11 protein-coding genes are annotated in these 13,651 nt (G+C 46.2%); 4 read left to right on the forward strand and 7 right to left on the reverse strand.

Translation table 11 applies throughout. From position 1 onward, the window contains the following. The first annotated feature begins 37 nt into the window (after positions 1-37). Positions 38-1,027, forward strand: a complete 990-nt coding sequence (gene rpoS / locus AC27EZ_RS03520) for an RNA polymerase sigma factor RpoS (protein ID WP_487133969.1) — start codon at positions 38-40, stop codon at positions 1,025-1,027. Between the two features lie 91 nt (positions 1,028-1,118). Here the strand turns inward: rpoS and folA are convergent, their stop codons facing one another. The 4 genes from folA to rplU form a co-directional block, all read right to left on the reverse strand. Further along, positions 1,119-1,607 carry a type 3 dihydrofolate reductase gene (folA, locus tag AC27EZ_RS03525; RefSeq protein WP_487134009.1) on the reverse strand — a complete coding sequence of 163 codons (489 nt, stop codon included), beginning with the start codon at positions 1,605-1,607 and terminating at the stop codon, positions 1,119-1,121. A 129-nt stretch (positions 1,608-1,736) separates the two neighbouring features. Further along, a complete protein-coding gene (cgtA, locus tag AC27EZ_RS03530; RefSeq protein ID WP_487133970.1) occupies positions 1,737-2,906 on the reverse strand; it encodes an Obg family GTPase CgtA in 1,170 nt (389 codons plus the stop codon). Between the two features lie 246 nt (positions 2,907-3,152). Continuing rightward, positions 3,153-3,410: a 50S ribosomal protein L27 gene (gene rpmA / locus AC27EZ_RS03535; protein WP_012517170.1), complete on the reverse strand. Its 258-nt coding sequence runs from the start codon at positions 3,408-3,410 to the stop codon at positions 3,153-3,155. Positions 3,411-3,425: 15 nt separating this feature from the next. Further along, the gene (gene rplU, locus AC27EZ_RS03540) at positions 3,426-3,737 is read right to left on the reverse strand and encodes a 50S ribosomal protein L21 (protein WP_216024709.1); all 312 of its coding nucleotides are present in this window, start codon (positions 3,735-3,737) and stop codon (positions 3,426-3,428) included. Positions 3,738-4,488: 751 nt separating this feature from the next. Between rplU and ispB the strand changes: the two genes are divergently transcribed. Continuing rightward, positions 4,489-5,463 carry an octaprenyl diphosphate synthase gene (ispB, locus tag AC27EZ_RS03545; protein ID WP_487133971.1) on the forward strand — a complete coding sequence of 325 codons (975 nt, stop codon included), beginning with the start codon at positions 4,489-4,491 and terminating at the stop codon, positions 5,461-5,463. 49 nt (positions 5,464-5,512) lie between these two features. Here ispB and AC27EZ_RS03550 read toward each other — a convergent pair whose 3' ends face one another. The 3 genes from AC27EZ_RS03550 to AC27EZ_RS03560 form a co-directional block, all read right to left on the reverse strand. Then, on the reverse strand, positions 5,513-6,172 hold the full coding sequence (locus tag AC27EZ_RS03550; RefSeq protein WP_487134010.1) for a ZIP family metal transporter: 660 nt from the start codon (positions 6,170-6,172) through the stop codon (positions 5,513-5,515). A 205-nt stretch (positions 6,173-6,377) separates the two neighbouring features. Further along, complete coding sequence (pepQ, locus tag AC27EZ_RS03555; RefSeq protein ID WP_487133972.1) at positions 6,378-7,697, reverse strand: Xaa-Pro dipeptidase; 1,320 nt, start codon at positions 7,695-7,697, stop codon at positions 6,378-6,380. 74 nt (positions 7,698-7,771) lie between these two features. Then, complete coding sequence (locus AC27EZ_RS03560; protein ID WP_487133973.1) at positions 7,772-9,805, reverse strand: transglycosylase SLT domain-containing protein; 2,034 nt, start codon at positions 9,803-9,805, stop codon at positions 7,772-7,774. 466 nt (positions 9,806-10,271) lie between these two features. Between AC27EZ_RS03560 and fadB the strand changes: the two genes are divergently transcribed. Both fadB and fadA read left to right on the forward strand, forming a co-directional pair. Beyond that, complete coding sequence (gene fadB, locus AC27EZ_RS03565) at positions 10,272-12,422, forward strand: fatty acid oxidation complex subunit alpha FadB (RefSeq protein ID WP_487133974.1); 2,151 nt, start codon at positions 10,272-10,274, stop codon at positions 12,420-12,422. An 18-nt stretch (positions 12,423-12,440) separates the two neighbouring features. Beyond that, positions 12,441-13,604 carry an acetyl-CoA C-acyltransferase FadA gene (fadA, locus tag AC27EZ_RS03570; RefSeq protein ID WP_487133975.1) on the forward strand — a complete coding sequence of 388 codons (1,164 nt, stop codon included), beginning with the start codon at positions 12,441-12,443 and terminating at the stop codon, positions 13,602-13,604. Positions 13,605-13,651 lie beyond the last annotated feature (47 nt).

Below are 13,651 nucleotides of genomic sequence, written 5' to 3' on the forward strand. Positions count from 1 at the left end.
AAACGTCAAAGGTAAACCTTGTAGCAGGAGATTCACTATGGGTACCGTAAATACAACCGTAGTATCAAAAGCAGATGACGCTGATGTCATCGATATGCCGGCTGAACTAAAAGCTGACGAAACCTTAAACACAGATTCTGAAACTGAAAGCAGCGATTCTGTAATCAGTAAAGATGACCAACCCAAAAACCTAGACGCCACACAGTTGTATCTTGGCGAAATCGGTTTTTCCCCGCTTCTTACTGCTGAAGAAGAAGTGTATTTCGCACGTCGCTCTCTTAAAGGCTGCGACGCATCCCGTAAACGCATGATAGTGAGTAACCTTCGGTTAGTCGTTAAAATTGCACGCCGTTATAACAACCGTGGACTTGCCCTTCTTGACCTTATTGAAGAGGGAAACTTAGGCTTAATCCGTGCGGTAGAAAAGTTTGATCCAGAAAGAGGGTTTAGATTTTCAACCTATGCTACTTGGTGGATAAGACAAACCATTGAACGTGCGATAATGAACCAAACTCGCACCATTCGTTTACCCATACATGTGGTTAAAGAGCTTAATGTATACTTGCGTGCAGCACGAGAGCTGTCACAAAAGCTAGACCATGAGCCTACCGCTGAAGAAATTGCTTCAGCACTTGATAAGCCTGTAGAAGACGTAACTAAAATGCTTCGGTTAAACGAGCGTATTACGTCGGTTGACACTCCGATTGGCGGTGAAAACGACAAGGCATTACTCGACATTTTGGCTGATGAAAAAGAGTTTGGACCAGAAGAAAACCTGCAAGACAGCGATATTAAAAATAATATCGTGGGGTGGCTTGAAGAGCTTAACCCTAAGCAACGTGAGGTATTAGCGCGTCGATTCGGTCTTTTAGGTTACGAACCCTCTACGCTTGAAGATGTAGGCGCAGAAATTGGCTTAACGCGAGAACGCGTTCGTCAGATTCAAGTAGAAGCATTACGTCGTTTACGCGACATGCTGGGTCATCAAGGCCTATCACTCGAGAGCTTGTTTGATCAAATGGGATAACAACTCGCAGCCATGTTGAAGTGATTTTTGCTGAGTTTATTCTTGCAGATCGACAGTAAAACGCCGGACGGTATGACCTTCCGGCGTTTTTTTATGCTTTTTGCAACGTAACAAACACATAATTGTGTTTATTTTTCTCATCATTGGTGTGGGCAACACGCTCTACTTCTTTCCATTGGTGTGCTTGCTGATAATCCGGGAACTGGGTATCTCCCTCAACGGCTAATTCGATATGCGTTAAATAAAGCGTATCTGCTAGTGGTAAAAATGCTTGGTAGATAGTTCCACCACCAATGATCATGACTTCATCACTGCCTTCACCGAGGACGTGTGCTACGCCTAACGCTGACTCGGGAGAATCAACCACAGTGGCATCAGACAGGCTATATTCTTTATTTGATGTAATTACAATGTTGGGTCGCCCGGGTAGCGCGCGCCCTATTGACTCATAGGTCTTGCGCCCCATGATAACCGGCTTACCCAACGTCACGGCTTTAAAATGCTTTAGGTCGGCAGGAAGGTGCCACGGCATATCATTGTCTGCACCAATAACTCGGTTTTCTGCCATTGCGGCAATCATGGCTATTTTCATTGAAAACGTTCTCGTTTTTCAGCGACACGCGGTGTGCTGTAGTGAATAAAAGGAATAAAAAAGCACGAGGTAATGGCGGTTCGTCATTTAGCTCGTGCTGTTATTATTCATGTATTATTAACGGCGGTACTCAACGTCTACATCGTAATCGTCTTCATCCCAATCTTCGTCATCATCAAGATCGTCATGAAGGTCGTCGTGAGCATCTAACGTATTACGATGATACGTATCCCACTTAAATTCGACTTCCTTCTCTTCGTCTTCTGTTTCCAACTCTGTCGGTAACGTTTCGAGGTAGTCCATAATGCTTCTACATAATGGCTCTAGCCCTAACTTTTGAAACGCAGAGATTTGATAGACTGGGCCATCCCATTCAAGCTCTTCAACAATCTTGTCGCAGATTTCTTTTGCTTCTTCTTCAAGTAGCAAATCGACTTTATTGAACACTAACCAGCGCGGTTTACTTGCTAGTTTTGGATTGTATTTTTCAAGCTCTTCAACGATTGCTTTAGCATTATCCGTTGGGTTACTTTCATCCACAGGCATGATATCGACTACATGAAGTAGTATGCGACAACGCTCTAGATGTTTAAGGAATCGAATTCCTAAGCCAGCGCCATCGGCAGCACCTTCGATCAAACCAGGAATATCAGCCACCACGAAGCTTCGGTTCGAATCTTGACGTACCACACCAAGGTTAGGTACCAGCGTGGTAAACGGATAATCGGCAACCTTTGGCTTAGCCGCTGAAACCGAACGAATGAACGTTGATTTACCCGCATTAGGCATGCCTAATAGACCAACGTCGGCTAATAGCATTAGCTCGAGTTTAAGGTTGCGAATTTCGCCTGGCGTACCGTTTGTTTTATGGCGAGGTGCGCGGTTAGTACTGCTTTTAAAGCGAGCATTACCCAAACCGTGATAACCACCTTGCGCTACTTTTAAACGTTGACCATGATGAGTTAGGTCGCCGAGTACTTCGCCGGTGTCATTGTCGGTAGCGCGTGTACCAACAGGTACTTTTACGTCTAAATCTTTACCGCCTTTACCAATACAATCACTGCCTTGACCGTTTTGACCGCGCTCTGCACGATGAAAACGTTCGAAGCGATAGTCGATCAATGTATTCAGGTTTTCATCGGCAATAAGATATACGCTACCGCCATCGCCACCGTCGCCTCCATCAGGACCACCACGAGGAACGTATTTTTCCCGTCTAAAGCCAATTACGCCGTTTCCACCGTCTCCGGCTTCTACACGAATTTCAGCTTCATCTACAAATTTCATTTATCACTCCGGGCAATAATGCCTTGGGTTATTACTTACCAATATATACACCTAGTTTACACCAAATAATGCCATTACGCCTTGATGCAATACTAAGGGTTTATTAATAACAAAAGAAGAAACCTAGTTTATTACATAACGAAAACGCTATGCACTACTACAAAGGGACTGTTGTCGGTTTCATAAAACAAAAAACCCCGCAAGCGCGGGGTTTTTCTAAGCCTGTTAGGCGAGAAGCTTTCGCGCTTACTCAGCTACGATGCTTACAAATTTACGGTTCTTCGGTCCTTTTACATCGAACTGAACTTTACCGTCTTTTAGTGCAAACAACGTGTGGTCTTTACCGATACCCATGTTGTCACCAGCGTGGAAACGAGTACCACGTTGACGAACAATGATGTTACCAGCAAGAACAGATTCGCCACCGAAGCGTTTTACACCTAGGCGTTTACTCTCTGAATCACGACCGTTTTTGGTACTACCACCAGCTTTTTTATGTGCCATGTGTTCGTGCTCCTATTATGCGTTGATACCAGTGATTTTCACTTCCGTGAACCACTGACGGTGACCAGCTTGTTTACGAGAATGCTTACGACGACGGAACTTAACGATTTTAATTTTATCGCCACGACCGTGCGTAACTACCTCAGCAGTCACCTTACCACCAGCAACGATAGGTGTGCCGATTTTTACATCGTCACCGTTGCTTACCATTAAAACTTTGTCAAATTCAACCGTTTCGCCTGGGGCTACTTCGATTTTTTCAAGACGAACGGTTTGGCCTTCGGCCACACGGTGTTGTTTACCGCCACTTTGGAAAACCGCGTACATAGTTAACTCCGCTCTGCGTCCAATGACGCTTCAATTCAAAAAACAGGGCGCAAATTCTACGTGAAACATCTGCAAACCACAACCCCGTTTCTCAGAAAAATAGATTATTTTTCCTACATTGGTAAAAAAAGCGATAGAACGCCTGATTTACCCCCTTAATTTGTGCGTAAGTTATACCTTAAGATTTTGAGAAAGCAATAATTTTGCGTGATTTTTTCGTTAATTCGCGGGCGCTGCGTTGGTTTTCGCGGTTATTACATTAGATGAGATCGTCATTGAGGATCGAAAAATGATCGCCACCGCATCAAAATAGATCGTGCCGAGATCGTAGGCGAATAACGAACAGAGTGTGACCAAAATAGCTTCTAAAGCGTGATATGAAGAAATAAACGCACTATTTGCGCTTTTCTATTCTTTCTTGGTACTCGTCTGTTCGCTTCAAAAATAATTGTGTTAGCGCTATCACGCCGTTAAGCAGCCCTGTATTGAGCATGGTATGGACTAAAATATTGGAAATAGTATTGCGCGTAATTTCGTTTTCACGTGCTCTCGTTTCGTGACCGCATGCTTTGGTTTACTGATAAATAGTACATGAAACCGATGTTTCACGACGTTTGATGCATGGGAAAACGTTAACTCGCGATTTTTTAAGACAATTTGATAGACAATGTGGTGGATACTCGTCTGCATTAAGGTACAATCGCCGACAATACGTTTTTACCCAAATAAATAAGTTTTCACGCTCATGCCAATGGATATAAATGAAATCCGCGCGTTGTCAGACGATGACATGCAGGCCGTTAACCAGTTGATTCAGCAACAAGTCGATTCCGATGTTGCACTTATTAATCAGCTTGGCTTCTATATTGTTAACAGTGGCGGCAAACGTCTTCGCCCACTTTTGACAGTGCTAAGCGCACGAGCAATGGGCATTGACAATAACGACCACCATACCCTAGCAGCGATTGTTGAATTTATTCACACTGCCACGTTATTACACGATGATGTTGTTGACGAATCACTTATGCGACGCGGGCGAGAGACGGCTAACGCTGTGTTCGGTAACCAAGCGTCGGTATTAGTGGGCGACTTCCTGTATACACGTTCATTTCAGATGATGGTGAGTTTAAAGCGTATGCGGGTAATGGAGATTTTGTCGGAAGCGACGAACCAGATTGCTGAAGGTGAGGTGTTGCAGTTGATGAACTGTAACGATGCTACTACCACAGAAGCACGATATTTCGACGTTATTTACGGTAAAACCGCCCGTTTATTTGAAGCAGCGACGCAATTAGCTGCCGTACTAACAGACCAAAACGACGATGTTGAGCACGCCATGCAAGAGTATGGTAAACATCTTGGTACAGCGTTTCAGCTAGCCGATGATATTTTGGATTATATGGCTGATAGCGAAGAAATGGGCAAAAATGCCGGGGACGACCTTGCAGAAGGTAAGCCCACGCTTCCACTCCTTTACGCGATGTGGCATGCCGATTGTGAAGACGACAAGCACCTCATTCGTGATGCAATTGAAAAGAGCAACGGCTTAGAACACCTAACACGCATTCAGGGTATTATGGAATCGACCGGGGCGCTTGAATACACGCAAGCTTGTGCTCACAAAGAAGTACAGATGGCGATTGATAGCTTAGATGCTATCCCCGATTCTGCTTATAAAGATGCACTTATTGCCCTTGCACACATTTCGGTTGAACGTACCAGTTAGCCTTTTAATAATTTGACGAAAGGCGCCTTAATGGCGCCTTTTTTGTTGCTTAGCCTTCTATTGCATACCCTATTATACCGATTAAAAAGCCGAGTATGCCGCCAAGTGGCGGGAGCCAATGGTTTTCCATGCGGATTTGAGGCGCGATATCTTGAAATACTGAATAAAGAATGCCACCTGCCGCAAACAGCATTAGCCCACTCATTACCATGGGGTATTGAGATAGATAGTAAAAGCCAATAAGGCTCATGATAGGGCCAAGCAACCCCATTAGTGCAAAAAGTAGAATGAGTGTGGTACTGCGTTTTTTGTTCTCATGCACCATTTCACGATAGGCATTAAACCCTTCGGGTAAATTCTGCACGGTGATGAGTATTCCCAACAGCAGTGTTCCGCCCCCAAGCGCTGCGGTAGTGCCAAGCGCCAGTGATTCTGGAACAAAGTCACTGAGCATAGCCGCCAATTGACTGCCAGCGGTTTTCTTTTTGGCTAAGTAGATATCGAGCGCCATAAACGCCAGCGCGCCGGATATAAAACACAGTGATACCATGAGTAACGACAGGTCTTTCATCCCCTCGGGCACAAGCACTAACGCGACAGCGGATACTAGCGCCCCTGCGCCTAACGCTAAGATGCCGTGACGAACTTCCTTCTCTAACCACTTTGGTCGAATGCTATTCACTGTTGCTAGCCAGGCCCCAGCCGGCATTGCTAAACCTGCTATTGTTGCGGTTATTACAACATCGATGATATCCACTTGTGCCACGTTCACTTCCTACGTTATCTATTACGTTCGCTAGTTACTTTTTATCACGCAAAATGCGTACCCGTAAGCATGCAGCAATAAAAAAAGCAGCCTGGGGCTGCTTTTTAAAATTGTATACACCATGTGATGTATAGCACCAACGTAATGGTTAATTCAAACCGCGTTCGCGGGTCATATTTTCGTTACGAGCTCGATGTACAATAATATTATCTTCAATACGAATACCACCGAAAGGTTTGTACGCGGCAACCGTGTCCCAATTGATGTATTTAGATGCTGGCGTTGCTTTTAAATCGCGCAGCAAACTATCGATAAAATACAAGCCAGGCTCAATGGTAAACACTTGCTTGGGCTCGACAATACGAGTACATCGTAAGAACGGGTGAGACTCAGGCGCAGGCTTAGGCGTGCCTCTGTCATCGTTAACTAACCCGCCTACATCATGCACTTGTAGCCCCAAGAAGTGACCAATGCCATGAGGGAAAAACGTACGCGTTATTCCTTGCTCGACAATGTCGGGGGCGTTTAGATTAACTAACCCTGTGTCTTGCAAGATTTGCGCAATGCCATCGTGGGCTAATAGGTGGATATCGGTATACGCCACACCAGGCTTTAGCGCGTCGGCCAATGTTACGGTAACCTTGTCAACTGCACTGATAAGGTCTGCAAACAGGGCAGAGTTTTGGCTGTACGTACGTGTGATGTCAGCAGCATAACCATGATAATTGGCGCCGGCATCGATAAGGAATGAGCGAGACTCACTGGGCGCTTGGGTATCGCACTGCATGTAGTGCAATATCGACGCATGTTCGTTAAGCGCAACAATGCTAGTGTAAGGGACGTCATTATCACCTTGTCTGCATGCCGCTGCGTATGCAAGGTTAATGTCGAATTCACTTTTACCCTGCCTAAACGCCGCTTCTGCTGCTTTATGGCCGGCAACCGCAAGCGTGTTTGCTTCACGCATACAGTCAAGCTCGTAATCGGTTTTAAACGCTCTTTGATAATGCAAGTAGTGCAGTACGCGGTCTGGGTTTACGTTTTCAAACCCTAATGCTTTTGCTACTTCAATGTATTCACCAATGTAAGCGAAACGCGATTTATCGTATGGTAAATGTTTTTCTACCGCATCGGCTTGTTGCAACAGCACAATGTTGAAGCTGTCTACCCAGAATGCGTTGGGCTCTGGCGGCACTTTATGCCAAAAGTCTTCGGGACGATAAAAAATCAGTGTGGGCTTGTCGACGCCATTGACCACTAACCAACAATTAGGGTTGTCTATTACCGGCACCCACGCTTTAAACTGTGGGTTTACCTTAAACGGGTAATGATTATCATCTAAAAATAATCGTTTACCTTGGCCTGAATGGATGACGAGCCCGTCTAGCCCTTCGCGCTGCAACGCCTCTCGGGTACGTGCTTGTAATTCTTCGATGTGTTGCTTGTAGGTTACCTGATGGTCTGACATAACCCCTCTTTTCTGTCGTTTTTTATTTTTACTTAATTGTGTTCTAGCACAGTGTAACACATGCCCCATTGGGATTAGCGCGGCGCTAACTGCAAGCGCCCGGTATCTGGGTTCGTGGTCACCGATTCTGCACTAGGAATAACCTCTTTTGTTAGTGATGGGAACATGTTTTGGTTCAATCCTAATTGCTGCTCGTAAATATGCTGGTACGCTAACACGGCCTTAACATAGTGGCGGGTTTCTCGATATGGAATGTTTTCAATCCAAATATCGACCGGTAGCGATTCGTTGGCAGGTAGCCACTCTAACACCTTTCGCCACCCAGCATTGTAGGACGCTGATACCAACACCGGGTTGTTATCAAGTTTGTCCATGAGATAGCGCAAGTACTGCACGCCATATTCTAAGTTATCATCGACTTGAAATAAGGTATTGCGACTGACTTTCTGTTTAGCGAGATATTGTGCGGTACCCGGCATAATTTGCATTAACCCTGCAGCTCCCACTGGCGACACCGCGTCTGCCCTAAAAGAGCTTTCTCGTCGAGCGATAGCCATAGCGAACGCTTTATCAATATCGTAAGCAGCTGCTTTTTGGGTAAAGGCATCGTTAAACGCTAGTGGAAAACGGCGCTCAACATCATCCCACTCGCCACTTCGCGCAAAACTGGTGATGGCTTGGTCGTATACTCCCCACTCATAAGCTAATATACCTGCCTCAGTAATATCGCTTTCTGGCAATATGGATAGCAAATAATGCCACTCTCGGCGCGCACTGTTGAAACGCGCTAAACGATAAAACTCAAGCGCTCGCAGTGTGGCGGGGGTTTGCGCAATTTTTTGTTTTTTCTGATTATTGGTAACAGCCGATTCATGCGCTAAGTGCGGCAACGCCCCGACGTGTGCACTGGCCATAAAACCGTAATAATGACGCTCTTGTGCAAGTTGTGTATATAACACCGTGGCCTGCATGGTATTGCCTTGCTCTTCGAGCGCTCGGGCACGCCAGTAACGGTAGTTTTCTTCATCTTGAAGGTATTGTGGTGCACTGTTGATGATATCGATAACCTCTTGCCACTGCTTATTTCGTAATAAGTGAGCAATGTGCCATCGCTTAACATCGTCATTCGCACCTTCTATGTCGGCACGTTCAAGCCACTCGTGAGACTCAGGCTTTCTTCCTAGGGTAAAACTAAGGGCAATGGCGCGGCGCATCATATGCTGCTGCGGCTGACTGAATACCGATTTGGCCTGATAATGCGTATACGCTTTCGCTGCTTTCTCGGCATGGCTCCATGCCAGCTTTTCGATGGCCCATGTTAATATTTCAGCTTCATAGGCAGTATGCTTTAACGGAAACAAGCGCTTGGTATTCACCGCATTGGTATTGCGCGTTACCGCATACCACGCATCACCAATGTAGTGATATTCTTTAGGTAGTTGGCGCTTTAAGTAAGGAATGATGGCCCGGTTCTTTTCCTTTGCCGCAATTTCAATTCGCTTGATCACTTTTTCAGGCGTCATCATGCCTGCCTTACGCCACGCTTTGAAAAGCGGGTCGCACTCGTCGGGTTGGGACTGCCCGTGATACCACAGATTATCGACTTCTGAGAGCACCGTCGCTGCATCTTCAGCATTTTGTAACCGGTAATTAAGCGCAATACAGGTTAACTTTGCCCCCATACCGCCACGATAGTTATGCAAAAAGGCCTGTTGGTGGTTACGGCTTGCCAAATAACTTAACCAACGATAACGAAGGCCATAGCTGGCTGGCTGCCCTGCGTAGTCGTTCAGGAACGCCTCGATATTGTCACGGCTTTTAAGGGATAGGGTTCGTTCTAATTTCTTACGTAGCAAGTAAGGATAAAGCGGATACGATGATAAGGAATAAATAGCGCCGTCGAGTTCGTCTAGCCTGCGCGAAGGCAGCGTATTAAGCTTTTCTTCAATAGTAAGAAACTGCTGGCGCTGTGCTTCAAACGAGTCGGACGGTAACGTATTTGAGACGCTCGCTTGCACAAACAATGAATATGACAATACAAAGAACGCAAGCGGGAAGCGCGATACATAGCGGCTTAAAAAAGACTCGGCATTAAGAAGTACAGACACAATAAAACTCCTACCCTGATAAATATTTAAACCCATCCACGCAGCAAACGTATGCATGTAACGCCGATTACTTCGACTTGATGTGTTTACGTTACGGTGCCTAAAGTGCACGCGTTATGGCTCCTTGCCATGGAAGTTGTTGTGCCAGCTTGTTAGCTGTTGTTTACAAACATCAACTTGATGATTGTAGACTATTATTATGCTGGATTGGCGCTTTGCGACAATAACGCTCATTATACAAGCACACTCGTTGAAATGAACCCCAAATTTCAATGAACCCCTTGAAATTGAGTCATCCGACCACTACCTTATTGCACATTGAAACGGTCGTTTGATTTTTTTCATTGAAATTTTGTGTGGCTTTGTAAAGAATTTAGCCACCCTAACGCGTTAGTTTATTTCTACTGCCCTACGTTGCTGTTGGATTAATAAACTAACATCCTGGCCAATGCCGAAGGAGAAGATAATGATATACACAGGCAAGAGTCTTTCTGTCAGTCTGTTAGATGACGGCTTTGCTGAGCTGGTATTCGACGCTGAAGGCTCAGTAAATAAGTTTGACCGCCAAACGGTTAGCGAACTTGACGAAGCAACCCAAGCGCTTGTTGCAAAAGGTGACATTAAAGGTTTGGTTGTACGTTCTGCAAAAAGCACCTTTATTGTTGGTGCTGATATCACTGAGTTCACTGGCCTTTTTGCCATGGACGACGCGGAAGTATTAGAATGGGTTGCGAACACTTCGCAAGTATTTGACCGCTTTGAAGACCTTCCTTTCCCGACCATTGCTGCCGTTAATGGCTTCGCACTAGGTGGCGGCTGTGAAATGGCGTTAGCATGTGACATGCGTATTGCTGACACCACAGCTTCAATTGGTTTGCCAGAAGTTAAACTAGGCCTCATGCCTGGTTTTGGTGGTACGGTACGCCTACCTCGCCTAATTGGTGCAGACAACGCCCTTGAGTGGATGACCACAGGCCGTGACAGAAAAGGGGCAAAAGCCCTTGCTGAAGGTGCGGTTGATGCTGTTGTAGCACCCGAAATGCTAATTGAAGGCGCGCTTTCCATGGTGAAAGACGCTGTTGATGGCAAGTTTGATTGGCAAGCACGACGTGCTGTTAAGAAAGCGCCATTACAACTAAACAAAAACGAAGCGATGATGAGCTTCTCTACCGCGCAAGCCATGGTATTTGCACAAGCGGGTAAACATTACCCTGCGCCACACAAAATGGTTGAAACGGTTCAAAAAGCATCTGTGCTAGACCGTGAAGGTGCACTTAAGCTTGAAAACGAAGGCTTTGTTGCCCTTGCTAAGACTGACGCAGCAAAAGCGCAGATTGGTATTTTCCTTGCCGACCAGCTAGTTAAGAGCAAAGGTAAAAAGCAAGCGAAAGCCGCCACTAAGCAATCAAAGCTTACTGCTGTTCTTGGCGCTGGCATCATGGGCGGCGGTATTGCATACCAAAGCGCTGTGAAAGGCACGCCAGTAATTATGAAAGACATTAACCAAGGTGCACTAGACCTTGGCCTTTCAGAAGCTGCTAAAATTCTTGGTAAAGGTATGCAGCGCGGTAAAGTTGATGCGACCAAAATGGCGCAAACACTTAACGCAATTACCCCTACCCTTGAGTACAGCACACTTAAAGACGCAGACCTTGTTATTGAAGCGGTTGTAGAAAACCCGAAAGTAAAAGGCATTGTACTTAAAGAAGTTGAAGAGAACGTAGCGGACGACGCTATTATCTGTTCAAACACTTCGACAATCTCTATTAACCAGCTAGCAGAGAGCCTAGATAAACCTGAGCGCTTCTGTGGTATGCACTTCTTTAACCCCGTGCACCGCATGCCATTGGTAGAAATTATTCGTGGCGAGAAGACGTCTGAAGAAACCATCAATGCAGTAGTAGCAGCCACGCTTAAAATGGGTAAAACCCCTATTGTGGTTAACGACTGCCCAGGGTTCTTGGTAAACCGCGTATTGTTCCCTTATTTTGCGGGCTTCAGTAAGCTACTTATCGACGGTGCTGACTTTGTAGCGGTTGATAAAGTAATGGAAAAAATCTTCGGCTGGCCAATGGGCCCTGCGTACCTAATGGACGTAGTGGGTATCGACACTGGCGATCACGCCGCAGACGTAATGGCTGCTGGTATTCCAGAGCGTATGGCGCGCCTAGACAACGACCCAGTAACCTTGTTCTACAAAGAACAGCGTTTAGGCCAGAAGAACGGTAAAGGTTTCTACAACTACGGTGTTGATAAGCGCGGTAGACCGTCTAAAACCGCTGCTGACGAAGCGTATGCATTGATGGCCCCTCACGTTGCTGACAAGCGAGACTTTGACGCAGACGACATTATTGCACGCCTTATGATCCCTATGGCAAACGAAGCAATTCGCTGCCTAGAAGAAGGTATTGTAGATAGCGCAGCTGAAGCTGATATGGCGCTACTTTACGGCTTAGGTTTCCCTCCATTCCGCGGTGGTATTTTCCGTTGGATTGAAACTATTGGCTTGGCGAACTTCGTTGCGATGGCAGACAAGTACGCTGAACTTGGTCCAATTTATCAGATTTCAGATGGCGTTCGTGACATGGCCGCTGCTGGTAAATCGTATTTCGCATAAGACCCGGAGGAAAAACTAATGAAAGAAGTAGTCGTAATCGATTGCGTTCGTACCCCTATGGGTCGTTCAAAAAACGGTGTTTTCAGAAATGTGCGCGCAGAAGACCTATCTGCAGCACTAATGACCGCGCTACTAGCGCGTAACCCTGGCGTAAACCCAGCGGAGATTGAAGACATCATTTGGGGCTGTGTTCAGCAAACTAAAGAGCAGGGCTTCAACGTTGCACGTAACGCGCAACTATTAACACAAATTCCACGCACAACAGGCGCGGTAACGGTAAACCGTTTATGTGGTTCATCAATGCAAGCCCTTCACGATGCAACAAGTGGCATTATGAGCGGCCGTGGTGACATTTACATGATTGGTGGTGTTGAGCACATGGGTCACGTACCGATGAACTACAACATCGACTTCCACCCGGGCCTTGCTAAGTATACGGCAAAAGCGTCGGGCATGATGGGCATGACAGCTGAGCTACTTGGTCGTCAGAACGGCATTACTCGTGAACAACAAGACGCCTTTGGCGCACGTTCGCACCAGCTAGCGCACAAAGCACACCTTGAAGGCCGCTGGGCTAACGAGATTGTGCCTGTTGAAGGTCACGATGCTAACGGCGTATTAAAGCTTATTGATCATGACGAAGTGGTACGCCCTGAAAGTACAGTAGAGAGCATGGCGGCACTTCGCCCAGTGTTCGACCCTGTAAACGGTACAGTAACTGCGGGGACATCGTCTGCGCTGTCTGACGGTGCGTCGGGCATGCTACTTATGTCAGCAGACCGTGCTAAAGAGCTTGGCCTAACGCCACGTGCGAAAATTCGCTCTATGGCAGTGGCCGGTTGTGATGCAGCAATTATGGGTTACGGCCCAGTTCCGGCAACACAAAAAGCCCTTAAGCGCGCTGGCCTTACTATGGACGATATTGAACTTGCTGAGTTTAACGAAGCGTTCGCTGCGCAGGCACTATCGTGCATTAAGCAGCTAGGTTGGATGGACCACTTAGATACTAAGATTAACCTTAACGGTGGTGCAATTGCACTAGGTCACCCACTAGGTTGTTCTGGTTCACGTATCTCAGGTACGCTTATTAACCTAATGGAATCACAAGACGTTAGCCTTGGCCTTGCGACTATGTGTATTGGTTTAGGCCAAGGTATTGCTACTGTATTTGAACGTGTATAAACGTTTAAATAACGCGTAAATAGCTAAATATTGAAAGGGCCTTCGGG

Source organism: Alteromonas sp. 4NH20-0056, from assembly GCF_057539655.1.

Bases quoted from the DNA above. Each gene is read 5' to 3' on its own strand.
- rpoS (WP_487133969.1), top strand. From the start codon at position 38: ATGGGTACCGTAAATACAACCGTAGTATCAAAAGCAGATGACGCTGAT.
- folA (WP_487134009.1), bottom strand. From the start codon at position 1,607: ATGATTGCCGCAATGGCAGAAAACCGAGTTATTGGTGCAGACAATGAT.
- cgtA (WP_487133970.1), bottom strand. From the start codon at position 2,906: ATGAAATTTGTAGATGAAGCTGAAATTCGTGTAGAAGCCGGAGACGGT.
- rpmA (WP_012517170.1), bottom strand. From the start codon at position 3,410: ATGGCACATAAAAAAGCTGGTGGTAGTACCAAAAACGGTCGTGATTCA.
- rplU (WP_216024709.1), bottom strand. From the start codon at position 3,737: ATGTACGCGGTTTTCCAAAGTGGCGGTAAACAACACCGTGTGGCCGAA.
- ispB (WP_487133971.1), top strand. From the start codon at position 4,489: ATGGATATAAATGAAATCCGCGCGTTGTCAGACGATGACATGCAGGCC.
- AC27EZ_RS03550 (WP_487134010.1), bottom strand. From the start codon at position 6,172: ATGCCGGCTGGGGCCTGGCTAGCAACAGTGAATAGCATTCGACCAAAG.
- pepQ (WP_487133972.1), bottom strand. From the start codon at position 7,697: ATGTCAGACCATCAGGTAACCTACAAGCAACACATCGAAGAATTACAA.
- fadB (WP_487133974.1), top strand. From the start codon at position 10,272: ATGATATACACAGGCAAGAGTCTTTCTGTCAGTCTGTTAGATGACGGC.
- fadA (WP_487133975.1), top strand. From the start codon at position 12,441: ATGAAAGAAGTAGTCGTAATCGATTGCGTTCGTACCCCTATGGGTCGT.